Below are 25,734 nucleotides of genomic sequence, written 5' to 3' on the forward strand. Positions count from 1 at the left end.
CATCCTTCCGATGTACGCCGAATGCGTCGGGCGGGCGATGTGCGGAGGGATGCCGGATTCCTAACGTGGTCAGCATGGAGATCACGACCACCGACCTGGGGCTCGCCGCCCGCGTCCAGCATCTGAAGAAGTCCTACGGCTCCGGCGACAGCACTGTGCACGCGCTCGACGGCGTGAGCGTCGGCATCCGCCGTGGACAGTTCACCGCCATCATGGGCCCGTCCGGCTCAGGCAAGTCGACCCTGATGCACATCATGGCCGGCCTCGACGCCCCCACCGAGGGGCGCGCGTGGATCGGCGACACCGAGATCACCGGCCTCGGCGACCTCGACCTGACGATCCTGCGCCGTCGCCGCGTCGGCTTCATCTTCCAGGCGTTCAACCTCGTGCCGACGCTCGATGCGATCGGCAACATCATGCTGCCGTTCGAGCTCGACGGACGCCGTCCGAGTGCGATCGAGCGCGCCCGCATCGATGGACTGGTCCAGACGCTCGGGCTCGCCTCGCGCCTGCGGCACCGTCCGCACGAGCTGTCCGGAGGGCAACAGCAGCGCGTCGCGATCGCCCGTGCGCTCGCCACCGCCCCCGATCTCGTCTTCGCCGACGAACCGACGGGCAACCTCGATTCGAGGACGGGACGCGAGGTGCTGCAGCTGCTCTCCGAGGCCAGCCGCGAGCACGGGCAGTCGATCGCCATGGTCACGCATGACGCGATCGCCGCCAGCCACGCCGACCGCGTGCTGTACCTCGGGGACGGACGCATCGTCGCCGATCACCCGAAGCAGAGCGCCGAGCAGATCGCGGCGTACATGCTCGCCGCGGAGGTCGCGGCATGACCACGGTGGCGGCGACCCCGGCATCCGTGATCGCCGACACCGCACGGACCGGCCCACGGCTCGGGGGGCTGCGCGACCGCGGCATGGGGGCGAGCGTCCTCGTCGCCGGTCTTGCCTCGGCTTTCGGTGTCGTACTGGTCGAGGCCACCGCGTACATCGGCGTGATGCTGAAGGCTGATCCGTACATCGGCGACAGCGGAACGCTCGCGGTCGTCGTCGCGATCCTGAGCGTCCTGCTGATCGGGGTCGCGCTCTACGTCGCGGCGATCGTCACGGCGAACACGTTCTCGACGATCATCGCCGGGCGCGTCAGAAGGATCGCGCTCATGCGGCTGATCGGTGCGACCGCGCAGTCGCAGCGATCTGAGGTCGCACGCCAGGGCCTCGTCGTCGGTCTCATCGGCGCCGTCATCGGCATCGCCGTCGGCATGCTGATCTCCGTGTTCGGCCTGGTGCTCGCCGACCGGCTGCTCGGAGAGCTTCCCGACTTCTCGCTCGCTCAGTTCGGCATCCTCATTCCCGCGGCGGGGGTCGCGCTCACCACCTGGGCGGCCGCCTGGGCCGGCTCCCGACGGGTGCTGACCGTCACGCCGCTGCAGGCGATCGGCAGTTCGGTCGAGCGCACCCACGAGGATGCGGCCGCCCGCCCTGCCAGGCACGTGGGTGCGCTGATCCTGCTGATCGTCGGCGCAGCGCTGCTCGTCTTCGGCATCATGGTCGGGCTCGTCACGCCGCTCGGAGTGATCATCGCCTTCGTCGGGGGACTGCTGTCCTTCACCGGGCTGTCGCTCGGAGCCGTGCTGTTCATGCCCCCGGTGCTGCGCCTGGTCGGCCGGCTCTTCGGCGGTTCGGCGACCGCGACGCTCGCGGCCGAGAACGCCCTGCGCTATCCGGAGCGCTCGAGCCGCATGGCGATCGGTGTGGTGATGGGCGTGACGCTCGTGACGATGTTCGCGGTCGCGCTCGAATCGGTGAAGGCGCTGCTCACCACGGCAGGCGGCGGCGCACTGGATGCGCAGTTCACGGTCATCATGGACAGCTTCGCCGCCGTCATGATGGTGCTCGTCGGGATCTCCGCGATGATCGCCGCGGTCGGACTCGTGAACCTGCTCACCATCGGCGTCGTGCAGCGGCGTCGGGAGCTGGGGCTGCTGCGGTCGATCGGGCTGTCGAACCGCCAGGTGCGCCGGATGATACTGCTGGAGGCGGCGCACATCACGATCACGGCGACCGCCACCGGCCTCGTGCTCGGGGTGCTGTACGGCTGGATCGCCGCGCAGTCCCTGCTGGGATCCGTGCGCATGCCCCCGTTGTTCGAGCAGACCGCCGGACTGGTCGCCCCCGCCGTGCCGTGGATCCCGGTGGCGGTCATCGTCGTCGCGACCGCCGCGCTGACCCTCGTCGCCGCGGCGACCCCGACCCGTCTCGCCACGCGCGTCGCCCCGGTCGAGGCCCTCGCCGTCGACTGACGCTGGGGCCCGCGGCCCGTCTCGCGAGGCGAATAGGCTGAGAGGATGCCTCAGCCGTTCGACCAGTCCGCGTATCAGGTCCGCCTCGATTGGGGAGTCGCCGGAATCGAGCGACTGGCACCCGCGGACATCGTCGTGGTCGTCGACGTGCTGCGCTTCTCGTCGACCGTGACGGATGCTGTGGACGCCGGATCCTCGCTCGAGCTCGCCAGCGCCATCGGCTGGTCGCCGAACGGAGCGGCGGTCACCGCTTCCGCACGCGCAGAGACCGTGCTGATCGGCTGCCTGCGCAATGCCTCAGCCGTGGCGCGCGCCGTGCTGGCGATCCAGGATCGGCGGCAGCAGCGCACCCCCGTGTCGGTGATCGCTGCGGGGGAGCGCACACCGGACGGCGGTCTGCGCTTCGCGGTCGAGGACCATCTCGGCGCCGGCGCGATCATCGCTGCGCTCAGCGACCTCGGCATCGACCACACGTCTCCCGAGGCGGCGGCCGCGTGCGAATCGGCGCGGGGGCTGCGCCGTGCCGTGCGGCATCTGCTGGCGGCATGCGGATCAGGGCGGGAGCTCGCGGACGGCGTCGCCGCGACGGCGCGCATGGAAGCATCCGGAACCACGCCGACGAGCACGGCCGCAGCCGCCGAGATCGACGCGACCGATACCGTGCCCGTGCTCCGCGACGGAGTCTTCGTCCGGTTCGCCTGAACGCGATCAGCGCGGGGTCTGGGCGGCGAGCTTGGTCGCCGCCGTGATCTCGCGCCGCGTCCACTCGAACTGGAACCGCGGATCGTAATCGCGCGAGCACTTGGCGCAGCTCGTGGCGCGCGTCGGGCTGCGGTGCCGGTAGGTCACGTGACCGGCAGGGCAGCGCCCCACCCAGGGGGCGAGCTCGGTCGCGGTCTCGCCGTGATGAGTCGTGCCGCCGACGTAGCCGAGGTCTTGAGCGACCCGCTGCCAGCGTGCGCCGTGCCCCGCCTGGTGTCCCGCGAGGGCGTGCGCGACCTCATGCAGCAGCACCTGATGGATCTCGTCGTCATCGAACCGGGCGGCGAGATAGCGCGAGACCGTGATGCGCTTGGTGCGGTAATCGCACTGCCCCGCACGGCGCTTCGCGTTGTCGAATCCGAACGTCCATGTGTCGTCCAGATGCATCCGGATGAGCGCGTCGGCCCAGATGCGCACACGGTCCAATTCCGCCATACGCTCAGGGTAGATCACGCCGCGGACATCGGCGTCGACGGAGGCGTCAGATGGCGACTGGTGACTCCACGCGGCGTCGTTCGACGGTCTCGATCGCGAGCAGGACGGTCTCGAGATCCCGGTCATCGGCGCCGGTCTCGCGCCGCAGGAACAGCGAGCGCTTGAAGCTCTCCTTCGCCTGCTCGAAGTCGCCGGCCTCCAGGGCGTTCTTGCCCCGATGCTGGTGGGCGAACGCGGCGATCGACGCCCAGCGCTGCCCCTCGGCCTCATCCGCGCACGTGGCGAGCTCCTGGTCGGCGGCGGCGTGAGCCCCGCGGTACTGCAGGATCGTGGCGTGCAGGACGCGGGCGCGCAGCACATCCTTGCGGGTGCCGGCCATTCGGGCCTGACGCACGGCCGCGTCGGCGAGGACCAGCGACTCGTCCAGCCGATCGAGCACCTTCAGCAGCCAGACCCGCTCCAGCATCGCCGGCAGGCTCCGCTGGGATTCGATCTCCGCGAGGCGTCGTTCGCATTCGAGCGGATCGACCCGTTCCCGAAGGGTGTCGGAGTCATAACCCCGGATGTAACTCATTGCTCTCCCTTCCGCAGCGCCGTCATCCAGTCTGCCCGGCACTCGCGATACGGGAGGGGCGGCACGCCCCGGATGCCGAGATCGGACGCCGCTCAGCGCAGGAAGATCGACGCGTCGGGCTTCGGAGAGGCGGTCGCATCGGCATCCGTCACGATCCGAGCGCCCTGCGCGAAAGCGGACACCTCGGCACCCTGCGCGATCTTGGCCGGGTGCGGGCTCGCTGCCAGGATCCGCGGCAGCCATTCGGTCGGCAGGGGAGAGGCGGATGCTGCGATCACCAGATTGCCGAACCGGCGTCCCTTGAGCACCTGCGTATCGGCGAGGACGGCCACTTCGGGCAGCACGTCCGAGATCGTCGCGACCTGGCGGCGGGCGAAGGCGAGGCCGGGGCCATCCGCGACGTTGACGAGCAGGACGCCGCCCGGTGCGAGGAGCCCTGACAGCTCGCGGTAGAACTCGACGCTGGTCAGATGCGCCGGCGTTTGCGCGCCGGAGTACACGTCGGACACGACGAGGTCGACGGCGCCGGTCATGGCCGGTGGCAGACGCTTCGCACCCTCGCGCGCATCGCCGATGCGGATGCGGATCGCCGCGCCCTTCGGCAGGGGGAGGTGCTCGCGGACGAGGCTCGCGAGTGGCGCCTCCAGCTCGATCACCTGCTGTCGTGAACCCGGCCGCGTCGCCTCGATGTAGCGGGGGATCGTCAATGCGCCTGCACCGAGGTGCACGGCGGACAGTGCCGCCCCTGAGAGCTGGTCGATCACGGCTCCCATCCGCACGATGTATTCGAAATGCAGGTGCGTCGGGTCGTCCAGATCGACGTGCGACTGCGGCGTCCCGTCGACGATGAGCTCGAATCCGCTGGTGAACTCGCTCGGTTCGATCGAGGCGATTCCGCCGTGGTCGAGGCGTGCCGTCGGATGCACGACATCCCGTGCGCGCGATCGTCCCATGCGCTCCAGAGTACGTGTTACGTCTCTGTGACGATCCCCGTGAGAAGTTGCAGCGAGTTTGTTAGTCGTGAATACTTTTTCCTGATCGACATGCATCCCAGCGTGCCGAGGACGTTTTCAATGAGGAGATTCACCCGATGAAGAAGCGCATTCTTCCCCTCGTGGCGCTCGGCGTCACGGCGACGCTGGGCCTGGCCGCCTGCTCCGGCGACAGCGGTTCCGGCGATGGCGACAGCGCCAGCGGCGAGGGCAAGACCCTCAACGTCTGGATCATGCAGGGCACGAACCCGGACTCCACTGCGTTCCTCGACGAGGTCGCCACGGCGTTCGAAGAGGAGACCGGTGCGAAGGTCGAGTTCGAGGAGGTCCAGTGGGCCGACGCGCACGACCGCTTCGTGACCTCGATCGCCGGCGGCACCACCCCGGACATCGCCGAGACCGGCACCACCTGGACGGCGGAGTTCGCCGATGCGGGCGCGCTGCTGCCGATCGACGAGTACGTGGATGCCGAGAACGGCCTGCGCGACGACCTCGTCGAGGGGCTCGAAGTCGCGGGCACCTACGACGAGGAGCTGTACGGCATGCCCTGGTACGCGGGCGTGCGCTCGATCATCTACCGCGCAGACATCTTCGAGGAGCTCGGCCTCGAGGCGCCGAAGACCTGGGATGACATCATCACCGCCGGCGAGGCGATCAAGGCCGCGCACCCCGAGATCATGCCGTTCCCCGTTCCCGGCGACGCCGAGTTCCAGGTCTACCCCTGGGTCTGGGGCGCCGGCGGCGAGATCGCCACGCAGGACGGCGACACCTGGACCAGCGAGCTGGACAGCGCGGAGTCGCAGGAGGGCATCCAGTTCTACACCGACCTGGCCACGGAGCACGGCTTCTCGTCGGCCGGCGCCACGACGTGGAAGGAGACGGACCTGCGTGACGCGTTCGTCGCCGGCAACGTCGCGATGATGCTGTCCGGTTCGTGGACGCCGAACGCCATTCTCGAGGCCAACCCCGACCTCGAGGGCAAGCTCGGCGCGGCGGTCATCCCCGGCAAGGACGGCGGCATCGCGCCCTCCGTTCTCGGCGGATCGCACCTCTCGGTCTTCAACACGACCGAGAACGCGGACCTCGCCTGGCAGCTCGTCGAGCTCATGACCACGGGCGAGTTCGCCGAGAAGTGGGCGAACGAGACCGGCTACTTCCCCGGCGTCCAGTCCGCCATGGAAGAGGCGCTCGCATCCACCGATCCGCTGGTGGCTCCGTTCGCGCAGCAGATGGTCGAGGGCGGCGGGTCCGTCCCTGTCACGCCGAACTTCGGCGCCGTCCAGGCAAAGAAGACGACCAACGCCATGATGCAGTCGATCCTCAGCGGTCAGAAGGACGTCGAGACCGCGACGAAGGACGCTGCGACCGAGATGACCGAGCTGCTCAACCAGTAATCCGAGCAGCACCACTACCAAAGGACGTCCTCCTTCATGTCGATGGTGCACGCACCGACGCCGACCACCTCGGAGGCGGGGACCACCCCCGCCTCCGAGGCCGGTGCTCGGAAGAATCGAGTCCTCACCTGGGCGAAGGCTCGGCCGTGGGTCCTGCTGGCCCCGGGGCTGATCCTCCTGGCGGGGCTCATGCTCTGGCCGCTCGTGCAGGTGTTCCTGTACTCGCTGCAGGACTACGGTCTGCGCGAGATCAACACGGGCGAACCGAACTTCATCGGGCTCGACAACTACATCGAGGCGGTCACGGACTCCACGCTGTGGAGTGTCGTCCTGCCGAACACCGTCGGCTTCGCCGCCGTCGCGGTGTTCACGACCGTCGCCCTCGGCACGCTCGTCGCGCTGCTGCTCGCGCGACTCGGCACCGTATGGCGCACGATCGTCTCCAGCTGCATCATGATCGCGTGGGCGATGCCCGCAGTGACCGGCACGTACGTGTGGACATTCATCTTCGATGCCGACCACGGCATCTTCAACGCCATGCTGCTGGATCTGGGCCTCATCGACGGCCCCGTGAACTGGTTCACGAACCAGTGGTCGTTCTATGCCATCGTGCTGCTGAACGTCGTGCACCACGGCTTCCCGTTCGTCGCCGTGACGGTCCTGGCCGGTCTCCTCGGCGTCTCCAAGGAGATGCTCGAGGCCGCGGCGCTCGACGGCGCGGGCGCGTGGCGCCGCTTCTGGCAGATCATCTTCCCGACGCTGCGTCCGGTGTTCTCGGTCGTCATCATCCTGTCCACGATCTGGGACTTCAAGGTGTTCGCTCAGGTCTACCTGATGCCCGGCGGCTCCGGCTCGAATCGCACAGTGCTGAATCTCGGCGTGTGGTCGTACGTCGAATCGTTCGGCCAGAACCGCTACGGCTTCGGCGCCGCACTGGCCGTGCTGCTGACGCTCGTGCTGATCGGCATCACGATCGTGTACATCCGTTCGCTCATGAAGGAGGACGAGCTGTGAGCACCCGTCGGTCCGTCCTCTCCCGCACCGGCACCGGCATCGCCGTCGCCGCCGTGCTGATCTTCACCCTGTTCCCGGTGTACTGGATGATCTCCAGCGCATTCGACGGCAAGGCTTCCAGCGGCGGGCAGTCGTTCCTGCCGCAGGAGTTCACCTGGGACAACTTCGCCTACGTCCTCACGGACGGCGGATTCGCGGTCTACCTGCGCAACTCCGCGATCGTCGCGATCGCCACGGTGCTCGTCAGCGCGCTGGTGTGTCTTCTCGCCGCCGTCGCAGTGGCGCGCTTCCGCTTCAAGTTCCGCACCACGATCCTGATGATGATCCTGGTCGTGCAGATGGTGCCGCTAGAGGCGCTCGTGATCCCGCTGTTCCTGCAGGTGAAGAGCTTCGGGCTGCTGAACACGCTGCTCGGTCTGATCATCGTGTACATCGCCCTCTCGCTCGCCTTCGGCATCTGGATGCTGCGGGGCTTCGTCGCGGCGGTGCCGATCGAGCTCGAGGAGGCGGCCTACATCGACGGCGCGAGCTGGTGGCGGATGTTCCGTTCGGTGCTGCTGCCGCTCGTGATGCCCGGTCTCGTGGCCACCAGCGTGTTCAGCTTCATCACCGCGTGGAACGAGTTCATCTTCGCGATGACGATGCTCGGCGGCGCGTCCGACCAGTACACCGTCGCGATCGGCCTCAAGTCCTTCTTCGGGCTGCACTCGAACGACTGGGGCAGCATCATGGCGGCGTCGACGATCATCACGATCCCGGTCATGATCTTCTTCGTGATCGTGCAGCGGCGGCTCTCGGCCGGTCTCGTCTCCGGAGCCGTGAAGGGATGAGCGACGAGCTCACCCGCCTCGCCAACGCCGTCCTGTGGCCCGGCTTCCTCGGCACCGAGGCGCCGGAGTGGCTGCTCGCCGAGCTCCGCGACGGACTCGCCGGGGTCGTGTACTTCGGTCAGAACATCTCCGATCGGATGACGGAGCTGAGCGCTGCTCTGCATGAAGCCCACCCCGACGCCCTGATCGGCATCGACGAGGAGGGAGGCAGCGTCACGCGTCTCGAAGCCGCGACCGGATCGACCCTGCCCGGCGCTGCGCAGCTCGGGGCCGTCGACGACGTCGACGTGAGCAGGGCGACCGGCGCCGCGCTGGCCGAGCGGGTGCGAGCCGCCGGCGTCGACGTCGTGCTCGGCCCTGTGGCCGATGTCAACACCGACCCGCGCAACCCGGTCATCGGGGTGCGCTCGTTCGGGGCGGATGCCGCGCTCGTCTCGCGGCACACGGCAGCGGTCGTCGACGGCATCCAGTCGGGTGGCGTCGCGGCGTGCGTCAAGCACTTCCCCGGCCACGGCGATACGCATCTGGACTCCCATCACGCGCTGCCGGTGATCACGCTGGAGACGCGTGAGATCGAGGACGTGCACCTCGAACCGTTCCGCGCCGCCGTCGCGGCCGGAGTCGACACCGTCATGACCGCCCACATCGTCGTCCCGGCCTGGGGCGAGAAGCCCGCGACCCTGAATCCGCTCGTGCTGGGCACGCTGCGCGCGCTGGGCTTCGAGGGAGTGATCATCACGGATGCGCTCGACATGGCCGCCATCCGCGAGAGCGTCGGGATCGGCGGGGGAGCCGTGCAGGCGCTCGCCGCCGGCGCCGACCTGCTCTGCATCGGGAATCCGACCAACCCCGGTGCCGCAGCGCTGCCGGATCAGGACGAGCGCGACTTCTTCACCGCGCGCGAGGCGATCGTCGCCGCGCTGCGGGACGGAACGCTGTCGCGCGAGCGCGTCGAGCAGGCGCGTGATCGCGTTCGGGCGCTGGCGGCCAAGCTGCGCGCCGCGACGCCGGTGCCGGCAGCGCCGTACGACGCGGCGGAGATCGTCCGCCGCGCTCTGCGGGTGGTCGGAGGGCCGATCGTCGCGGTTTCCTCGGTCGCCGTCGTCGACGCCCGCAGGCGATCGACCCTCGCGGTCGACAGTGCGGCCGGCTACGTGGCCGACGCGCTCGCCGGGGACGGATTCCGGGTGCGCCTGGATGCCGAACGGGCGACGGATGCCGAGCGCGACGCCGCACTGAAGACCGCACTCGCCGCAGGCGGACGCCTCGTGCTGCTGGTGGACCGCCCTGAGGTCGAGCCGGCCCAGCGCGCGCTCATCGAGCGGGCGGCGGGGCTCGATGCCGAGGCGATCGTGGTGAACGTCGGGCTGCCCGTCAGCGGGACGCTGCCGCTGCCGTTCGTCGATGCGGGCGCCGCGAGCCGGATCTCGGCTCAGGTCGTCCACGATCTGCTCGTTCGCTGAACGAGCGGGAGGACCCCGTTCAACGGCGGGCGCTGAGCGCGGCGGCGATCGCGGCATCCGCCGTCGTGTGCCGGAACGCGAAGCCGTCAGCGAGCAGCCGCCGCGGCACCGCGCGCTGATCCGCCAGGAGCAGTTCCTCCGCTGCGGTGCCCATGCCGGCGCGCAGCGCGAACGCCGGCAAACGGAAGAGATGCGGTCGGTGCATGGCGTGCGCGAGTGCTCGGGTGACGTCCTTCGCCGTGGCCGGGGCCGGGGCGACGAGGTTGACGGCGCCGGCGAGCGACGAGGCGGTCGCGAGATGCAGCAGAGCACGGGCCTCGTCCTCGAGCGCGATCCACGGCCAGTGCTGCCTGCCATCGCCGACCGTCGCCCCGAGGCCGAGACGCGTGGTGAGCATCAGGGGCGTGAGCGCACCGCCGGCGGCGAGCACCAGACCGGTGCGGGCGTGCACGACGCGCGTGCGCGCCTCGGCCGGCCGCGTGGCCTCTTCCCAGGCCGAGACGACGTCGGCGAGGAAGCCCGAACCTCGGCCGGCATCCTCGTCCAGCTCTGAGCCGGGCCGGTCGCCGTAGATCCCGACGGCCGAGGCCGAGATCCACGCCTGCGGAGGGGAATCGGAGGCCGCGATCGCGCGCGCCAGCGCCGACGTCGCGTCCACGCGGCTTTGGAGGATCTCGTCGCGATACCGCGCGGTCCACGGCAGATGAGAGAGACTGGCGCCGGAGAGGCTGATGACGGCATCCGCCCACGCGATGCTGTCCGCCGGGGCCGAACCGGACGCCGGATCCCACCGGCGCTCGGTCGCATCCACCGGATCGCGTCGGACCAGAGTGCGCACCTCGTGCGTCGGAGTGGCGAGGGTTGCCGTGGCCGAGCCGATGAGGCCGGAGGCGCCGACGAGGAGGATCCGCATGGCTCGAACCTAGCCGTCGATGGTGTGCCGCGCATGTGTTGCACCCGTTACACAGCCGATACCGGATCGCAATGAGCGTGGGATTGGATTCCGGAAGCGGGCTGGGTAGCGTCGAAGGATCACCGTATCCGAGAGCGACGACGCTCCCGGTGCGCGCAACGAAGCGCTATACAGGGAAGGGCATCACCCATGCACCACACACCTCTGCGACGACGGGGAATCCTCGCCGTCGCCGGCACGGCAGTCGCGGCACTGCTCCTCGCAGGTTGCGTCGCCAGCGAACGCGACGACGACGCCGGCGAAGGATCGGGTGAGGTCGACTCGACCTTCATCTTCGCCGCCTCCTCCGATCCGGCCAGCCTCGACCCCGCGTTCGCGCAGGACGGCGAGACCTTCCGGGTCTCCCGCCAGATCTTCGAGGGCCTCGTCGGCACAGAGCCGGGCACCGCCGACCCCGCCCCGCTGCTCGCCGAGTCGTGGGAATCCGCCGAGGACGGCATGTCGCACACCTTCACCCTCAAGGAGGGCGTGACGTTCCACGACGGCACGCCGTTCAACGCCGAGGCCGTGTGCACCAACTTCGACCGCTGGTACAACTGGACCGGCCTCGCCGCCAGCGAGGCGTTCGGGTACTACTACGCCAAGCTGTTCCACGGCTACGCATCGAACGCGGCGGATGCCGTGTACAAGTCCTGCTCCGCCGATGACGAGTACACCGCCACGATCACGCTGAACAAGCCGTTCGCCGGCTTCATCCCTGCACTGTCGCTGCCGGCGTTCGCCATGCAGAGTCCGACAGCCATGGCCGAGTTCGGCGCCGACGAGGTCAGCGGCACCGCCGATGCCCCGCAGATGTCCGAGTACGGCATGGGGCACCCCGCCGGCACCGGACCGTTCCAGTTCGACGAATGGGCGCCGGGCGAGCAGGTCACGCTGAGCGCCTACGACGACTACTGGGGCGAGAAGGGACAGATCGAGGAGATCATCTTCCGCACGATCGATGACCCGACCGCGCGCCGGCAGTCCCTGGAGGCGGGCGACATCGACGGCTACGACCTGGTCGGCCCCGCCGACACGGCGGCTCTCGAGGAGGACGGCTTCACGATGGTGTCGCGTCCGCCGTTCACGATCCTGTACCTCGCGTTCAACCAGGCGATCCCCGAACTGCAAGACGTCAAGGTGCGCCAGGCGCTGTCGTACGCGATCGACAAGGATGCCCTGATCACCCAGGTGCTGCCTGAGGGCACCGAGAAGGCGATCGAGTTCATGCCGGACACCGTCAACGGCTACAACCCGGACGTCACGACCTACGACTACGACCCCGACATGGCCAAGCAGCTGCTCGAGGAGGCCGGATACACCGAGGCCAACCCGCTGAAGCTGACGTTCAATTACCCGGTCAACGTGTCGCGGCCGTACATGCCGGACCCCGAGCAGATCTTCACCGTGCTGTCGACCCAGCTCTCCGAGGTCGGCGTCGAGACGACCCCGGTCTCCGAGGAGTGGATCGACTACCTCGACCGCACGACAGGAACGGCCGACCACGGCATCCACCTGCTCGGCTGGACCGGCGACTACAACGACACCGACAACTTCGTCGGCGTGTTCTTCGGTGCGAAGAGCTCGGAGTGGGGCTTCGACAACCCCGAGCTGTTCCAGAAGCTGGCCGACGCGCGCGGCGTCTCGAGCCTCGAGGAGCAGACGCCCCTGTACGAGCAGATCAACGAGGACGTCGCGCAGCTCGTCCCCGGCGTGCCGCTCGCGCACCCTGCTCCGACGCTGGCGTTCGACCCGCGGGTCGAGAGCTATCCGGCCAGCCCGGTGAACGACGAGGTCTTCACGGACATCGTCCTGACCGAGTGACATCCTGCGTCCGGTTCCCGTCGCGCCGAGCGCGACGGGAACCGGACGCACCCGGAAACCGGAGACCTATCCGTGCTGCGCACCATCAGCAGGCGACTGCTGCTTCTCATCCCCACCCTGTTCGGGCTGAGCATCCTGCTCTTCGCCTGGGTCAGGGCCCTCCCCGGCGGCCCAGCGGTCGCCCTTCTCGGCGAAAAGGCCACGCCGGAGTCGATCGAACGCGTCAACGAGCTGTACGGCTTCAACGAACCGCTGATCCAGCAGTACTTCACGTGGATCGGGCGACTCCTCCAGGGTGACTTCGGCACCTCGATCCAGACGAACCGACCCGTCACCGAGGAGTTCCTCCGACGCTTCCCTGCGACGCTCGAGCTCTCGGTCGCGGCGCTGATCATCGCGATCGGCATCGGCATCCCGCTCGGCTACTGGGCCGCTCGACGACACGGCAAGTTCAGTGATCACGCGTCCGTCGTCTTGAGCCTGGTGGGAATCACCATTCCGGTGTTCTTCCTCGCCTTCATCCTCAAGTACGTCTTCGCCGTCCAGCTCGGCTGGCTGCCGGCCGACGGCAGACAGGATCCGCGGATAGACGCGACGCACCCCACCGGGTTCTACGTGTGGGACGGCATCATCACCGGGGAGCTGGATGCCTCGTGGGACGCCATCCTGCACCTGATCCTGCCCGCGCTCGCGCTCGGCACCATCCCGCTCGCGATCATCGTGCGCATCACCAGGGCCAGCGTCCTCGAAGTGCAGAACGCCGACTACGTGCGCACCGGGCGGGCCAAAGGAGTCGCACCCGGTGTGCTGCGCGGTCGGTTCATCCTGCGCAACGCCATGCTGCCCGTGATCACGACCATCGGCCTGCAGGCCGGGCTGCTGATCTCGGGTGCTGTCCTCACCGAGACGGTGTTCGCCTTCCCCGGCATCGGCTCGTTCCTCGCGCGGGCGATCTTCACCCGCGACTTCCCGGTGCTGCAGGGCTTCATCATCTTCATCGCGATCGCCTACGCGCTGATCAACCTCGCGGTGGACGTCTCGTACAGCGTGATCGACCCGAGAGTGAGGGTCCAATGACTTCCCCCATCCTCCCTCCGGCGCAGGGCGCCGGCATCATCGACACGGTCGCGGTGGCGCACGAGGGGCTGAAGAGCAGCGGCGGCTTCTGGCGGGACGTCTTCCGACGCCTGCGGCACAACCCGACGGCGTGGATCGGTGCAGCGATCGTGCTGCTGTTCCTGCTCATCGCCGTGCTCGCGCCGATCCTGGCGCCCTATCCGGAGACCGCTCTGCCCGGCGCGAAGTACATCACGCCGACGCACATCCCCGGGCCGGGCGAACTGGCGCAATTCCCACTCGGGCTCGACCGGTTCGGCGGCGACGTGCTGTCGAAGCTGATCTGGGGTGCGCAGGCCTCGCTCATGGTCGGCGTCGTCTCGACGGCGCTCGGGCTCGTCGGCGGCATGGTGCTCGGCCTCATCGCTGGCACCTTCGGCGGCTGGGTCGACACGCTGATCATGCGCATCGTCGACATCATCCTGTCCGTGCCGAACCTGCTGCTGGCCGTCTCGATCGCGGCGATCCTCGGGCAGACCCCTTATGCGGTGATGATCGCCATCGGGGCATCGCAGGTGCCGATCTTCGCTCGACTGCTGCGCGCATCGATGCTGCAGCAGCGCTCGAGCGAGTACGTGCTCTCGGCGCAGACCCTCGGTCTCGGCCGCGGCACCATCACGATGTCGCACGTGCTGCCGAACGCGATCGGCCCCGTGATCGTGCAGGGCACGCTCACACTGGCGACCGCCGTCATCGACGCCGCCGCGCTCTCGTTCCTCGGTCTCGGCGGCGGACGCCCGGAGACGGCCGAGTGGGGGCGGATGCTGACCTACGCGCAGGCGGAGCTGTCGATCGCGCCGTGGCTGGCGTTCCTGCCCGGCATCTGCATCGCGGTGACCGCACTGGGCTTCACGCTCTTCGGCGAGGCTCTGCGTGAGGCCATGGACCCCCGGACGAGGGCGCGGTGAGCGCCATGAAGGACGACAACATGAACGCGCAGCCGCTGCTGCAGGTCGAGGGTCTCACCGTCGACTTCACCACCACGGATGGCGTCGTCCACGCCGTAGAGGGCGTCGACCTCGAGATCGCCGCGGGTCAGACCGTCGCGATCGTGGGCGAATCGGGCTCCGGCAAGTCGACGACCGCCATGGCGATCATCGGTCTTCTCGCGGGCGGAGGGCGCGTCACCGCGGGCAGTATCCGCCTGGACGGGCGCGAGATCGCCCACGCGGCCGAGCACGAGATGCGCACGATCCGTGGCCGCCACATCGGTCTCGTCCCGCAGGACCCGATGTCCAACCTCAACCCGGTCGCGAAGATCGGCACGCAGGTCGCCGAGACGCTGCTCGCGCACGGGCTGGCCACCAGGCAGAACGTCTCGGCCAAGGTCGTCGAGGCGCTCACCGCGGCTGGGCTGCCCGACCCGGAGCGCCGCGCGAAGCAGTACCCGCACGAGTTCTCCGGCGGCATGCGCCAGCGCGCCCTGATCGCGATCGGGCTCGCCTGCAGCCCTCGGCTGCTGATCGCGGATGAGCCGACGAGCGCGCTGGACGTCACGGTGCAGCAGACGATCCTCGACCAAATCGGGACGATGACCCGCGAGCTCGGCACGGCCGTGCTCCTGATCACGCATGATCTGGGCCTGGCTGCGGAACGCGCGGAGCGGGTCATCGTGATGCACCGCGGCAAGGTGGTCGAGCAGGGGCCGGCGAAGCAGATCCTCGAGAACCCGCAGCATTCCTACACGCAGTCGCTCGTGCACGCGGCGCCATCGGTCGCGGCTGTCCGGTTGATCCCGCAGGCCGCCGTCGTCGAGCGGCCGGCGGCACCGCCGGCCGAGGATGCCGCGCCCGCCGCGGCATCCGACCACATCGTCGAGATCGAGAACCTCACGAAGATCTACCCCGTGCGAGGGCGGCGCGAGGACTTCGTCGCGGTGAACGACGTCTCGCTCGCCATCCCGCGCGGCGAGACCGTCGCGATCGTGGGGGAGTCGGGGTCGGGCAAGACCACGACCGCCCGGATGCTGCTGAAGGTCGTGGAGCCGACCAGCGGCACCATCCGATTCGACGGCACGGACATCGCCGGGATGACGAGGGACCAGACCCGCTCGTTCCGCCAGCGCGTGCAGCCGATCTTCCAGGATCCGTACTCGAGCCTGAACCCGATGTTCACGATCGAACGCCTGATCGGGGAGCCGTTGGACGTCTACAAGCGCGGCAGCCGCACCGAGCGCCGGGCCAGGGTCCGCCGCCTGCTCGACGACGTGGCGCTGCCGCAGTCGATGCTGCGGCGCTACCCGTCCGAGCTGTCCGGTGGTCAGCGCCAGCGCGTCGCGATCGCGCGCGCCCTCGCGCTGTCTCCCGATCTCGTCGTGTGCGACGAGCCCGTGTCGGCGCTGGACGTGCTCGTGCAGGACCAGATCCTCACGCTGCTGGGCGACCTGCAGCGCGAGTACGGACTGAGCTACCTGTTCATCTCGCACGACCTCGCGGTCGTCCGGCTGATCAGCGACTACGTCTGCGTCATGAAGGACGGGGCGCTGGTGGAGGCCGCGAGCTCGGAGGAGATCTTCACCAATCCGCGCGACCCGTACACCCGTCGGCTGCTCGCCTCGATCCCGGGGAACGAGCTGAACATCGCCTCGTGAACCGCGGCGATTCCGTAGTCTGGACGGATGCCGCGCGTCGCCGTCTTCCCCTACGATCCGGAGGCTCTGCCCGCGGTGCCGATCCCGCGCGAGGTCGCAGACCGCTGGCTGAGCGCTGATCGCTCCTCCCGGTCGCCTGAGATCCTCGCGGCGATCGATGAGGACGGCGCTGCGGTGGGATTCGCCCTCATCACGGCCCGTTCCGGCTGCGCCTATCTGAAGATCGTCGACGCCGTCGGCGACGTGCGGGCCGTCCTCGACGTCGCCGCGCAGCTCGCGCGTTCGCGCGGACTCGTTCAGCTCAAGTGGGAAGGCTGGACGGCGACGCCCCAGGATGCCGAGACGGCGGGATTCGCCGTGCTCACCGCGCCCTCCGAGAACCGAGTCGAGGACGGTGAACCGGAGCGCGGATATGTGCGCTGGCTGGTGGATGCGGAGGTGACCGAGCCGCAGTACTACCGGCAGACCGAGACTTTCACGTGCGGAGCAGTGGTCGCTCTGATGGCGCAGGCGATCGCCGGACGCGTGGACTCGTCCGATCTGAATCGCGCGGCGGAGCTGTCGCTGTGGCGCGCTGCGACGAACTTCCCGTCCTGTGATCCCGTCGGGCTCGCTGTTGCCGTGCGGAACAGGTGGCCTGAGGAGTACGTGGGTGTCGCGCTCGACGTCGATCGGCCGCTGATGATCGGTCACCTGTCTTCGTCTGAGCAGCAGTGGCGCGCTGAGCTCCAGCGGGTCTCACGAGCGGAGGCCGCGGCTCTCGAGCTGGACGTCTCCGCGGAGCGGATGCCGTTGTCCGCGGTGCGCGCGACAGTGGCGGCACGGCGAAGTGCGCTGCTGCTGCTGTCCCTGGATCTCATGCAGGGCTTCGACGTTCCGCACTGGGTACTGTGCCACGGGGAGGTGCCCGGTGCACTGGTGATCGAGGACCCATGGACTGGGCCGGGAACCGGCGACACCTGGGTGGACGCCCACCTGCTTCCGGTAGCGGATCGCTCGCTGGATGCGATGGCGGCGATCGAGGAGGACCGCTGCCGCGCGGTCGTGGTCGTCGGCTGATCGGCTTTTACCGCAGCATCCGAAATAGGTCAAGGACCGACTGGACATGTCGTGAAATCCGACGTATAGTTGATCTTTGCGTTCGTATCTCCCTGCCCTCATATGGTGGTCGGCAGATGTTGAGCTCTCGAACGCACTCCACCTGACGACAAAGGAATCGAGAAGCCCTGCGGGGCTCACGGAGGTTATTCCCTTGGCTGCTGCTCGCAACGCATCCACATCCACCACCACCAAGAACGGACGCGGAGCATCCCGTCTTTCGTTCGCGAAGATCTCCGACACGCTGACGGTCCCCGACCTTCTCGCGCTGCAGACCGAGTCCTTCGACTGGCTCGTCGGCAATGAGGCCTGGAAGGCCCGTGTCGCCGAGGCCCGCGAGGCCGGCCGCAAGGACGTCAACGAGGTCTCAGGGCTCGAGGAGATCTTCGAGGAGATCTCTCCGATCGAAGACCTCAGCGAAACGATGCAGCTGAGCTTCACGAACCCGTATCTGGAGCCTGAGAAGTACTCGATCGACGAGTGCAAGGAGCGCGGCAAGACCTACGCCGCCCCGCTGTACGTCGAGGCCGAGTTCATGAACCACCAGACCGGTGAGATCAAGACCCAGACGGTCTTCATGGGCGACTTCCCGCTCCAGACCGACAAGGGAACGTTCATCATCAACGGCACCGAGCGTGTCGTCGTCTCCCAGCTGGTCCGCTCGCCCGGTGTCTACTTCGACAAGACGCCAGACAAGACCAGTGACAAGGACATCGTCTCCGCTCGCGTGATCCCCAGCCGTGGCGCATGGCTCGAGTTCGAGATCGACAAGCGCGACCAGGTCGGCGTGCGCATCGACCGCAAGCGCAAGCAGTCCGTCACCGTGTTCCTCAAGGCCCTCGGCCTGTCGAGCGAGGACATCCTCGCCGAGTTCGCCGGCTTCCCCTCCATCGAGGAGACCCTGGCGAAGGACACCATCCTCACCAAGGAAGACGCGCTGCGCGACATCTACCGCAAGCTGCGTCCGGGCGAGCAGGTCGCCGCCGAGGCCGCCCGCGCGCTGCTGGACAACTTCTACTTCAACGCCAAGCGCTACGACCTCGCGAAGGTCGGTCGTTACAAGATCAACCAGAAGCTCGGCCTCGAGGCTGCGCTGAACGAGTCGGTCCTGACCGTCGACGACATCGTCGCCACGATCAAGTACCTCGTCCGCCTGCACCGCGGCGACGAGACCTTCGAGGGAACCCGCGCCGGCAAGCAGGCCGAGATCCGTCTGGCCACCGACGACATCGACAACTTCGGCAACCGTCGCATCCGCGCGGTCGGCGAGCTGATCCAGAACCAGGTCCGCACTGGTCTGTCCCGCATGGAGCGCGTCGTCCGCGAGCGCATGACCACGCAGGACATCGAGGCGATCACGCCGCAGACCCTGATCAACGTGCGCCCCGTCGTCGCCGCGATCAAGGAGTTCTTCGGAACGTCGCAGCTGTCGCAGTTCATGGACCAGAACAACCCGCTCGCGGGTCTGACCCACAAGCGCCGCCTGTCGGCGCTCGGCCCCGGTGGTCTCTCGCGTGACCGCGCCGGTGTCGAGGTCCGCGACGTCCACCCGTCGCACTACGGCCGCATGTGCCCCATCGAGACGCCTGAAGGCCCGAACATCGGTCTGATCGGCTCGCTCGCGACGTTCGCCCGCATCAACTCGTTCGGCTTCATCGAGACCCCGTACCGCAAGGTCGTCGCCGGTCGCGTGACCGAGGAGATCGTGTACCTCACGGCATCCGAAGAGGCCGAGCACGTCGTCGCCCAGGCGAACGCCGTCCTGAAGAAGGATGGCCACTTCGCCGACGAGCGCGTTCTCGCCCGCCGTGGCCGCGACGGCGAGGTGGACCTGTTCCACCCCGAGGAGATCGGCTTCATGGACGTCTCGCCGCGCCAGATGGTGTCGGTCGCGACCTCGCTCGTGCCGTTCCTCGAGCACGACGACGCGCAGCGCGCGCTCATGGGCGCCAACATGCAGCGTCAGGCCGTGCCGCTGCTGCGCAGCGACTCGCCGCTCGTTGGAACCGGTATGGAGGGCTTCGCCGCCATCGACGCCGGTGACGTGCTCACCGCCGACAAGGCCGGTGTCGTCACCGAGGTCTCCGCAGACCGCGTGGTCGTCATGCTCGACGAGGGCGGGACGCAGGAGTACTACCTGCGCAAGTTCGATCGCTCGAACCAGGGCACGTCCTACAACCAGAAGGTCGTCGTCTCCGCCGGCGAGCGCGTGGAGAAGGGCGAGGTCATCGCAGATGGCCCCGCGACCGAGAACGGCGAACTCGCCCTCGGAAAGAACCTTCTCGTCGCGTTCATGACGTGGGAGGGCTACAACTTCGAGGACGCCATCATCCTGAGCCAGGACCTGGTGAAGGACGACACCCTCTCGTCGATCCACATCGAGGAGTACGAGGTCGACGCCCGCGACACGAAGCTCGGCAAGGAGGAGATCACCCGTGACCTCCCCAACGTCAGCCCTGAGCTGCTGAAGGACCTGGACGAGCGCGGCATCATCCGCATCGGAGCCGAGGTCCGCCCCGGCGACATCCTGGTCGGCAAGGTCACGCCGAAGGGCGAGACCGAGCTCAGCGCCGAGGAGCGCCTGCTCCGCGCGATCTTCAACGAGAAGAGCCGTGAGGTCCGCGACACGTCGCTGAAGGTGCCCCACGGTGAGCAGGGCACGATCATCGCGGTCAAGGAGTTCAACGCCGAGGACGGCGACGACGAGCTCGGCAGCGGCGTCAACCGTCGCGTCGTGGTCTACATCGCCCAGAAGCGCAAGATCACCGAGGGCGACAAGCTCGCCGGCCGCCACGGCAACAAGGGTGTCATCGCGAAGATCCTCCCGATCGAGGACATGCCGTTCCTCGCGGACGGAACTCCGGTCGACATCGTCCTGAACCCGCTCGGCATCCCGGGCCGCATGAACTTCGGTCAGGTGCTGGAGACCCACCTCGGGTGGATCGCCAAGCAGGGCTGGAAGGTCGAGGGCAACCCGGAGTGGGCAGTGCACCTGCCGAAGGATGCCTTCGAGGCAGCCCCCGGTACGAAGGTCGCCACCCCGGTGTTCGACGGTGCCGAGGAGCAGGAGATCGCCGGTCTTCTCGACTCGACGCTGCCGACGCGCGACGGCGTGCGCCTGATCGACCGCTCCGGAAAGACGCAGCTGTTCGACGGCCGCTCCGGCGAGCCGTTCCCGGCTCCGATCTCGGTCGGCTACATGTACATCCTGAAGCTGCACCACCTGGTCGACGACAAGATCCACGCGCGTTCGACGGGTCCGTACTCGATGATCACCCAGCAGCCGCTCGGTGGTAAGGCGCAGTTCGGTGGACAGCGCTTCGGTGAGATGGAGGTGTGGGCCCTCGAGGCCTATGGCGCCGCGTACGCGCTGCAGGAGCTCCTCACGATCAAGTCCGACGACATCCTCGGCCGCGTCAAGGTGTACGAGGCCATCGTCAAGGGCGAGAACATCCAGGAGCCCGGCATCCCGGAGTCGTTCAAGGTCCTCATGAAGGAGATGCAGTCGCTCTGCCTGAACGTCGAGGTCCTCTCGGCAGACGGCACGGCGGTCAACCTCCGCGACACCGACGACGAGGCCTTCCGTGCAGCTGAGGAGCTGGGGATCAACATCTCCAGCCGCTTCGAGTCCGCTTCGATCGACGAGATCTGAATCTCGTCGGATCACCTGATTTCTTAAAGAATTTCGACACAGGAGAACTAGTGCTCGACGCAACAACCTTCGATGAGCTTCGCATCGGCCTCGCCACCGCAGATGACATCCGCGGATGGTCGTACGGTGAGGTCAAGAAGCCCGAAACCATCAATTACCGCACGCTCAAGCCCGAGAAGGACGGCCTCTTCGGCGAGCAGATCTTCGGACCGAGCCGCGACTGGGAGTGCGCCTGCGGCAAGTACAAGCGCGTCCGCTTCAAGGGCATCGTCTGCGAGCGCTGCGGCGTGGAGGTCACCAAGAGCTCCGTCCGTCGTGAGCGCATGGGCCACATCGAGCTGGCGGCGCCCGTCACGCACATCTGGTACTTCAAGGGCGTCCCGTCGCGCCTCGGATACCTGCTGGACATGGCGCCCAAGGACCTCGAGAAGGTCATCTACTTCGCGGCCTACATGGTCATCTCGGTCGACGAGGATGCTCGTCACCGCGACCTGGCCACGCAGGAGAACAACATCCGTCTCGAGCTGAAGACACTCGCCGACCGTCGCGACTCCAAGATTGCGGCTCGTCTGGCCAAGCTGGAGGAGGAGCTCGCAGCCCTGGAGGCTGAGGGCGCCAAGGCGGACGCCAAGAAGAAGGTCAAGGACGCCGCCGAGAAGGAGATGGGTCTCGTCCGCAAGGGCACCGACGAGCAGATCGCCAAGCTCGAGCGCGTGTGGGAGGACTTCCGCACCCTCGAGGTCGGAGCGCTCCGCCCCGAGGACGACGTCTTCCACGAGCTGCAGGACCGGTTCGGTCAGTACTTCGAGGCCCACATGGGTGCCGAGTCGATCCAGCGCCGTCTGGCAGCGTTCGACCTGGCCGCCGAGGCCGAGAACCTGCGTCTGCAGATCTCCGAGGGCAAGGGCCAGCGCAAGATCCGCGCGATCAAGCGCCTCAAGGTCGTCAGCTCCTTCCTCGAGACCGGCATGAGCCCGGCCGCGATGGTGCTGGATGTCGTTCCGGTCATCCCGCCGGAGCTGCGTCCGATGGTGCAGCTGGACGGTGGCCGCTTCGCGACCAGCGACCTGAACGACCTGTACCGCCGCGTGATCAACCGCAACAACCGTCTGCGTCGTCTGATCGACCTCGGCGCCCCCGAGATCATCGTCAACAACGAGAAGCGCATGCTGCAGGAGGCCGTCGACGCGCTGTTCGACAACGGCCGCCGCGGTCGCCCCGTCACGGGCACCGGCAACCGCGCCCTGAAGTCCCTGAGCGACATGCTCAAGGGAAAGCAGGGGCGCTTCCGCCAGAACCTGCTCGGAAAGCGCGTCGACTACTCGGGCCGTTCGGTCATCGTCGTCGGCCCGCAGCTGAACCTGCACCAGTGCGGTCTGCCCAAGCAGATGGCTCTCGAGCTGTTCAAGCCGTTCGTGATCAAGCGCCTGATCGACCTCGGTCACTCGCAGAACATCAAGGCGGCCAAGCGCGCCGTCGAGCGCACGCGTCCCGAGGTCTGGGACGTGCTCGAGGAGATCATCCGCGAGCGTCCCGTGCTGCTGAACCGTGCGCCCACGCTGCACCGTCTCGGCATCCAGGCGTTCGAGCCGCAGCTCGTCGAGGGCAAGGCCATCCAGCTGCACCCGCTCGTCTGCGCGGCGTTCAACGCCGACTTCGACGGTGACCAGATGGCTGTGCACCTGCCGCTGTCGGTCGAGGCTCAGGCCGAGGCCCGCGTGCTGATGCTCGCGTCGAACAACATCCTGAAGCCGTCCGACGGCCGTCCGGTCACCCTGCCCTCGCAGGACATGATCATCGGTCTGCACCACCTGACCACGGTCAAGGACGGCGCAGCCGGTGAGGGTCGTGCCTTCGGCTCGGTCGCCGAGGCCCTGCTCGCGAAGGACGAGGGATCCCTCGACCTGCAGGCGAAGGTCCGCATCCGCATCCCGGGTCTGACCTTCCTCGAGGGCGAAGCCCCCGAGGGCTACGAGCGCCACGGCCTCGTGGACGCATCGCTGGGTCAGGCGATCTTCAACGACACGCTCCCCAAGGGCTACCCGTTCGTGCGCGAGCAGGCTGACAAGGGCAAGCTGTCGCAGATCGTCAACAAGCTGGCCGAGGAGTACCCCAAGGTCGAGACGGCTGCCACGCTGGACCGCATCAAGAACGCCGGTTTCTACTGGGCCACGCGCTCGGGTGTCACCGTCGCGCTGAGCGACATCCTCACGCCGCCGAACAAGGCCGAGATCGTCGCGGGCTACGAGAAGCAGGCCGCGAAGGTCCAGTCCCAGTTCGAGAAGGGCCTCACGACCGACGGCGAGCGTCGTCAGGAGCTCATCAAGATCTGGACCGAGGCGACCGACGAGGTTCAGGCCGCCATGCGGGCGAACTTCCCCGAGGACAACACCATCAACCGCATGGTGTCGTCGGGTGCTCGCGGCAACTGGCTGCAGATCCGCAACATCGCGGGTATGCGCGGCCTGGTGAACAACCCGAAGGGTGAGATCATCCCTCGCCCGATCATCTCCTCGTACCGCGAGGGGCTGTCGGTTGCTGAGTACTTCATCGCGACGCACGGTACCCGTAAGGGTCTGGCCGACACTGCTCTGCGTACCGCTGACTCGGGTTACCTGACCCGTCGTCTGGTGGATGTCTCGCAGGACGTCATCATCCGCGAAGAGGACTGCGGCACGTCGAAGGGCCTCGAGCTCCCGATCGCCGCTCCGAACGCGGCCGGCGAGCTGGTGCGCGACGCGAACGTGGAGAACTCCGTGTTCGCCCGTACGCTGGCCTCCGACGTCGTCGACGCGAAGGGCGAGGTCGTCGCGACCGCCGGTGAGGACGTCGGAGACGTTCTGATCGACAAGCTCGTCGCGCTCGGTGTCGAGACCATCAAGGTCCGCTCGGTCCTGACCTGCGACTCGGCTGTCGGCGTCTGCGCGCAGTGCTACGGCCGTTCGCTCGCGACCGGCAAGACCGTCGACATCGGCGAGGCCGTCGGCATCATCGCGGCCCAGTCGATCGGTGAGCCCGGTACCCAGCTGACGATGCGTACGTTCCACACCGGTGGTTCGGCATCGGCGGATGACATCACCCAGGGTCTGCCCCGTGTGCAGGAGCTGTTCGAGGCGCGTACCCCCAAGGGTGCGTCCCCGATCGCCGAGGCCGACGGTCGCATCACGATCGACGAGACCGACAAGGCCAAGAAGGTCATCCTCACGCCCGACAACGGCGACGAGGCAGTGATCTACCCGGTGCTGAAGCGTGCGACGCTTCTCGTCGAGGACGGCCAGCACGTCACCGTCGGTCAGCCCCTGCAGGTCGGCACGCTCGACCCCAAGGAGGTCATGCGCGTCATGGGTGCCCGTGAGGTCCAGAAGTACCTCGTCGGCGGCGTCCAGGGCGTCTACCGCTCGCAGGGTGTGCCGATCCACGACAAGCACATCGAGGTCATCGTCCGTCAGATGCTGCGCAAGGTCACCGTGGTCGACCACGGCGACACGACGCTGCTCCCCGGCGAGATGGTGGACCTCAAGCGCTACCAGCAGATCAACCGCGAGGCCGTCGGCGAGAGCAAGCGTCCCGCGTCCGGTCGTCCGGAGCTGATGGGTATCACCAAGGCGTCGCTCGCCACGGAGTCCTGGCTGTCGGCCGCATCCTTCCAGGAGACGACCCGCGTTCTGACGCAGGCCGCCATGGAAGGCAAGCGCGACCCGCTGGTCGGTCTCAAGGAGAACGTCATCATCGGTAAGCTCATCCCCGCCGGTACCGGTCTGTCCAAGTACCGCAACATCACGGTGGAGGCCACCGAGGAGGCCAAGAGCGAGCGCTACCCGAACCGGATCTTCGCATCCGACGGTGCGTACGCCGACGGCGACTTCGGCTACGTCGATTTCGACGCGTTCTCGACCGACGATGTGACGCCCGGTACCTACAACTGACCGAGCCGAGCTGAATCACTGACAAGGCCCCGATCCCGCAAGGGATCGGGGCCTTCGTCGTTCCCGTGCGGGCTGAGGATGTCGCGGCATCCGCTCCTCAGGCGGCCGGTGTCGGCGTCGAAGTAGGAGTCGGCGTCGGGGACGGGGTGGACGCGCCGAACAGGTGCAGGACGATGTCGGACGTGTAGCCGGGAGGGGCCAGGTTCGAGTACTGGGTGTCGATCAGCACGTCATCGCGCCAATAGAGCGTTCGACCGTCGGTGACCGGGTAGTCCTCGTTCTCCCAGGTCTTCTCGCACCGGACTCCGGCATCCGGCTGGTAGCAGGAGAAGCCGTCGTCGTCGGCGAGTTCGTTGAGGTCAGCCATCGCCTCCTCGCGCGGCACGACCGAGATCGTCGTCGTGAGGCCCGTCGTGTCGGCCTTCGGGTCGCCCCACACGCAGATCAGGGAGCCGTCGTCCTGGACGCCGGTCGGCGCGAACGCCTTGTCGTTGAGGGGCACATCCGCGAGCAGATCCAGCAGAGACTCCGAGAGGATGGCGCGGCAATCGGTCGGCATCGTGATCGTCGGCGGTGTCCGCACCGGGCCCGGAGTCGTCGACTCGGACGGGTTCGTCGACGGGGATGCCGAATCGCTCGCCTCGGGGCCTGAGCCGTCCGATTCTGCGGTGGGGGAACATCCGACCAGTGCGACCGTCAGCAGGACGGCCGCGGCGATCGGGGCGGTGCGCGCGTTCATGCCGTCACGGTACCGCGCAGCGCAGACGTTGCCGCGTCGGCGCGGCGTGGAGAGGGTAGGTTCGTCAC

General features: G+C 67.9%; 19 protein-coding genes. 14 read left to right on the forward strand and 5 right to left on the reverse strand.

Annotated elements, in window-relative coordinates:
* The first annotated feature begins 74 nt into the window (after nucleotides 1-74).
* From ACWAT3_RS07095 to ACWAT3_RS07105, 3 genes are read left to right on the forward strand one after another with little or no spacing between them, the layout of a single operon-like run.
* Entirely contained in the window at nucleotides 75-836 is a 762-nt protein-coding gene (locus ACWAT3_RS07095) for an ABC transporter ATP-binding protein (RefSeq protein WP_460797049.1), read from the forward strand.
* Complete coding sequence (locus tag ACWAT3_RS07100; RefSeq protein ID WP_460797051.1) at nucleotides 833-2,305, forward strand: ABC transporter permease; 1,473 nt, start codon at nucleotides 833-835, stop codon at nucleotides 2,303-2,305. Before ACWAT3_RS07095 ends, ACWAT3_RS07100 begins: the two co-directional genes overlap by 4 nt.
* Nucleotides 2,306-2,350: 45 nt before the next feature.
* Complete coding sequence (locus ACWAT3_RS07105; protein ID WP_460797052.1) at nucleotides 2,351-3,007, forward strand: 2-phosphosulfolactate phosphatase; 657 nt, start codon at nucleotides 2,351-2,353, stop codon at nucleotides 3,005-3,007.
* 6 nt (nucleotides 3,008-3,013) lie between these two features.
* Here ACWAT3_RS07105 and ACWAT3_RS07110 read toward each other — a convergent pair whose 3' ends face one another.
* The 3 genes from ACWAT3_RS07110 to ACWAT3_RS07120 form a co-directional block, all read right to left on the reverse strand.
* Nucleotides 3,014-3,502, reverse strand: coding sequence for a SprT-like domain-containing protein (locus ACWAT3_RS07110; protein ID WP_460797054.1), 489 nt, complete (start codon nucleotides 3,500-3,502; stop codon nucleotides 3,014-3,016).
* 46 nt (nucleotides 3,503-3,548) lie between these two features.
* Nucleotides 3,549-4,076: a hypothetical protein gene (locus ACWAT3_RS07115; RefSeq protein WP_460797056.1), complete on the reverse strand. Its 528-nt coding sequence runs from the start codon at nucleotides 4,074-4,076 to the stop codon at nucleotides 3,549-3,551.
* A gap of 92 nt (nucleotides 4,077-4,168) precedes the next feature.
* A complete protein-coding gene (locus tag ACWAT3_RS07120) occupies nucleotides 4,169-5,029 on the reverse strand; it encodes a spermidine synthase (protein ID WP_460797058.1) in 861 nt (286 codons plus the stop codon).
* 137 nt (nucleotides 5,030-5,166) lie between these two features.
* Here ACWAT3_RS07120 and ACWAT3_RS07125 point away from each other — a divergent pair, with 137 nt between their 5' ends.
* Genes ACWAT3_RS07125 through ACWAT3_RS07140 form a run of 4 tightly spaced genes read left to right on the forward strand, consistent with a single transcriptional unit; the run spans nucleotide 5,167 to nucleotide 9,769 of the window.
* Nucleotides 5,167-6,462, forward strand: a complete 1,296-nt coding sequence (locus tag ACWAT3_RS07125) for a sugar ABC transporter substrate-binding protein (protein WP_460797060.1) — start codon at nucleotides 5,167-5,169, stop codon at nucleotides 6,460-6,462.
* A 36-nt stretch (nucleotides 6,463-6,498) separates the two neighbouring features.
* Nucleotides 6,499-7,476 carry a carbohydrate ABC transporter permease gene (locus ACWAT3_RS07130; RefSeq protein ID WP_460797062.1) on the forward strand — a complete coding sequence of 326 codons (978 nt, stop codon included), beginning with the start codon at nucleotides 6,499-6,501 and terminating at the stop codon, nucleotides 7,474-7,476.
* The gene (locus ACWAT3_RS07135; protein WP_460797063.1) at nucleotides 7,473-8,306 is read left to right on the forward strand and encodes a carbohydrate ABC transporter permease; all 834 of its coding nucleotides are present in this window, start codon (nucleotides 7,473-7,475) and stop codon (nucleotides 8,304-8,306) included. The genes ACWAT3_RS07130 and ACWAT3_RS07135 overlap by 4 nt, the downstream gene beginning before the upstream one ends.
* Entirely contained in the window at nucleotides 8,303-9,769 is a 1,467-nt protein-coding gene (locus ACWAT3_RS07140; protein WP_460797065.1) for a glycoside hydrolase family 3 protein, read from the forward strand. The genes ACWAT3_RS07135 and ACWAT3_RS07140 overlap by 4 nt, the downstream gene beginning before the upstream one ends.
* Nucleotides 9,770-9,788: 19 nt before the next feature.
* On the opposite strand, the gene ACWAT3_RS07145 is transcribed toward ACWAT3_RS07140, so the two are convergent.
* Nucleotides 9,789-10,682 (reverse strand): TIGR01777 family oxidoreductase, encoded by an 894-nt coding sequence (locus ACWAT3_RS07145; RefSeq protein WP_460797067.1) that lies wholly within the window; start codon nucleotides 10,680-10,682, stop codon nucleotides 9,789-9,791.
* A gap of 189 nt (nucleotides 10,683-10,871) precedes the next feature.
* Between ACWAT3_RS07145 and ACWAT3_RS07150 the strand changes: the two genes are divergently transcribed.
* The 7 genes from ACWAT3_RS07150 (at nucleotide 10,872) to rpoC (ending at nucleotide 24,927) form a co-directional block, all read left to right on the forward strand.
* On the forward strand, nucleotides 10,872-12,545 hold the full coding sequence (locus ACWAT3_RS07150; protein WP_460797069.1) for an ABC transporter substrate-binding protein: 1,674 nt from the start codon (nucleotides 10,872-10,874) through the stop codon (nucleotides 12,543-12,545).
* A gap of 72 nt (nucleotides 12,546-12,617) precedes the next feature.
* On the forward strand, nucleotides 12,618-13,622 hold the full coding sequence (locus tag ACWAT3_RS07155) for an ABC transporter permease (RefSeq protein ID WP_460797071.1): 1,005 nt from the start codon (nucleotides 12,618-12,620) through the stop codon (nucleotides 13,620-13,622).
* On the forward strand, nucleotides 13,619-14,569 hold the full coding sequence (locus ACWAT3_RS07160; protein WP_460797073.1) for an ABC transporter permease: 951 nt from the start codon (nucleotides 13,619-13,621) through the stop codon (nucleotides 14,567-14,569). The genes ACWAT3_RS07155 and ACWAT3_RS07160 overlap by 4 nt, the downstream gene beginning before the upstream one ends.
* A 5-nt stretch (nucleotides 14,570-14,574) precedes the next feature.
* Nucleotides 14,575-16,251, forward strand: a complete 1,677-nt coding sequence (locus ACWAT3_RS07165) for an ABC transporter ATP-binding protein (protein WP_460797727.1) — start codon at nucleotides 14,575-14,577, stop codon at nucleotides 16,249-16,251.
* A gap of 27 nt (nucleotides 16,252-16,278) precedes the next feature.
* Complete coding sequence (locus ACWAT3_RS07170) at nucleotides 16,279-17,310, forward strand: peptidase C39 family protein (protein WP_460797075.1); 1,032 nt, start codon at nucleotides 16,279-16,281, stop codon at nucleotides 17,308-17,310.
* 193 nt (nucleotides 17,311-17,503) lie between these two features.
* A complete protein-coding gene (rpoB, locus tag ACWAT3_RS07175; RefSeq protein WP_460797076.1) occupies nucleotides 17,504-21,001 on the forward strand; it encodes a DNA-directed RNA polymerase subunit beta in 3,498 nt (1,165 codons plus the stop codon).
* A gap of 50 nt (nucleotides 21,002-21,051) precedes the next feature.
* Complete coding sequence (gene rpoC / locus ACWAT3_RS07180; RefSeq protein WP_460797078.1) at nucleotides 21,052-24,927, forward strand: DNA-directed RNA polymerase subunit beta'; 3,876 nt, start codon at nucleotides 21,052-21,054, stop codon at nucleotides 24,925-24,927.
* A 97-nt stretch (nucleotides 24,928-25,024) separates the two neighbouring features.
* Here rpoC and ACWAT3_RS07185 read toward each other — a convergent pair whose 3' ends face one another.
* Nucleotides 25,025-25,666 (reverse strand): hypothetical protein, encoded by a 642-nt coding sequence (locus ACWAT3_RS07185; protein WP_460797080.1) that lies wholly within the window; start codon nucleotides 25,664-25,666, stop codon nucleotides 25,025-25,027.
* Between the last annotated feature and the right edge of the window lie 68 nt (nucleotides 25,667-25,734).

Source organism: Microbacterium sp. GXF0217 (assembly GCF_054798195.1).

Excerpts from the sequence above, each read along its gene's own strand:
- ACWAT3_RS07095 (WP_460797049.1), top strand. The coding sequence starts at position 75 with ATGGAGATCACGACCACCGACCTGGGGCTCGCCGCCCGCGTCCAGCAT.
- ACWAT3_RS07100 (WP_460797051.1), top strand. The coding sequence starts at position 833 with ATGACCACGGTGGCGGCGACCCCGGCATCCGTGATCGCCGACACCGCA.
- ACWAT3_RS07105 (WP_460797052.1), top strand. The coding sequence starts at position 2,351 with ATGCCTCAGCCGTTCGACCAGTCCGCGTATCAGGTCCGCCTCGATTGG.
- ACWAT3_RS07110 (WP_460797054.1), bottom strand. The coding sequence starts at position 3,502 with ATGGCGGAATTGGACCGTGTGCGCATCTGGGCCGACGCGCTCATCCGG.
- ACWAT3_RS07115 (WP_460797056.1), bottom strand. The coding sequence starts at position 4,076 with ATGAGTTACATCCGGGGTTATGACTCCGACACCCTTCGGGAACGGGTC.
- ACWAT3_RS07120 (WP_460797058.1), bottom strand. The coding sequence starts at position 5,029 with ATGGGACGATCGCGCGCACGGGATGTCGTGCATCCGACGGCACGCCTC.
- ACWAT3_RS07125 (WP_460797060.1), top strand. The coding sequence starts at position 5,167 with ATGAAGAAGCGCATTCTTCCCCTCGTGGCGCTCGGCGTCACGGCGACG.
- ACWAT3_RS07130 (WP_460797062.1), top strand. The coding sequence starts at position 6,499 with ATGTCGATGGTGCACGCACCGACGCCGACCACCTCGGAGGCGGGGACC.
- ACWAT3_RS07140 (WP_460797065.1), top strand. The coding sequence starts at position 8,303 with ATGAGCGACGAGCTCACCCGCCTCGCCAACGCCGTCCTGTGGCCCGGC.
- ACWAT3_RS07145 (WP_460797067.1), bottom strand. The coding sequence starts at position 10,682 with ATGCGGATCCTCCTCGTCGGCGCCTCCGGCCTCATCGGCTCGGCCACG.
- ACWAT3_RS07150 (WP_460797069.1), top strand. The coding sequence starts at position 10,872 with ATGCACCACACACCTCTGCGACGACGGGGAATCCTCGCCGTCGCCGGC.
- ACWAT3_RS07160 (WP_460797073.1), top strand. The coding sequence starts at position 13,619 with ATGACTTCCCCCATCCTCCCTCCGGCGCAGGGCGCCGGCATCATCGAC.
- ACWAT3_RS07165 (WP_460797727.1), top strand. The coding sequence starts at position 14,575 with ATGAAGGACGACAACATGAACGCGCAGCCGCTGCTGCAGGTCGAGGGT.
- ACWAT3_RS07170 (WP_460797075.1), top strand. The coding sequence starts at position 16,279 with ATGCCGCGCGTCGCCGTCTTCCCCTACGATCCGGAGGCTCTGCCCGCG.
- ACWAT3_RS07185 (WP_460797080.1), bottom strand. The coding sequence starts at position 25,666 with ATGAACGCGCGCACCGCCCCGATCGCCGCGGCCGTCCTGCTGACGGTC.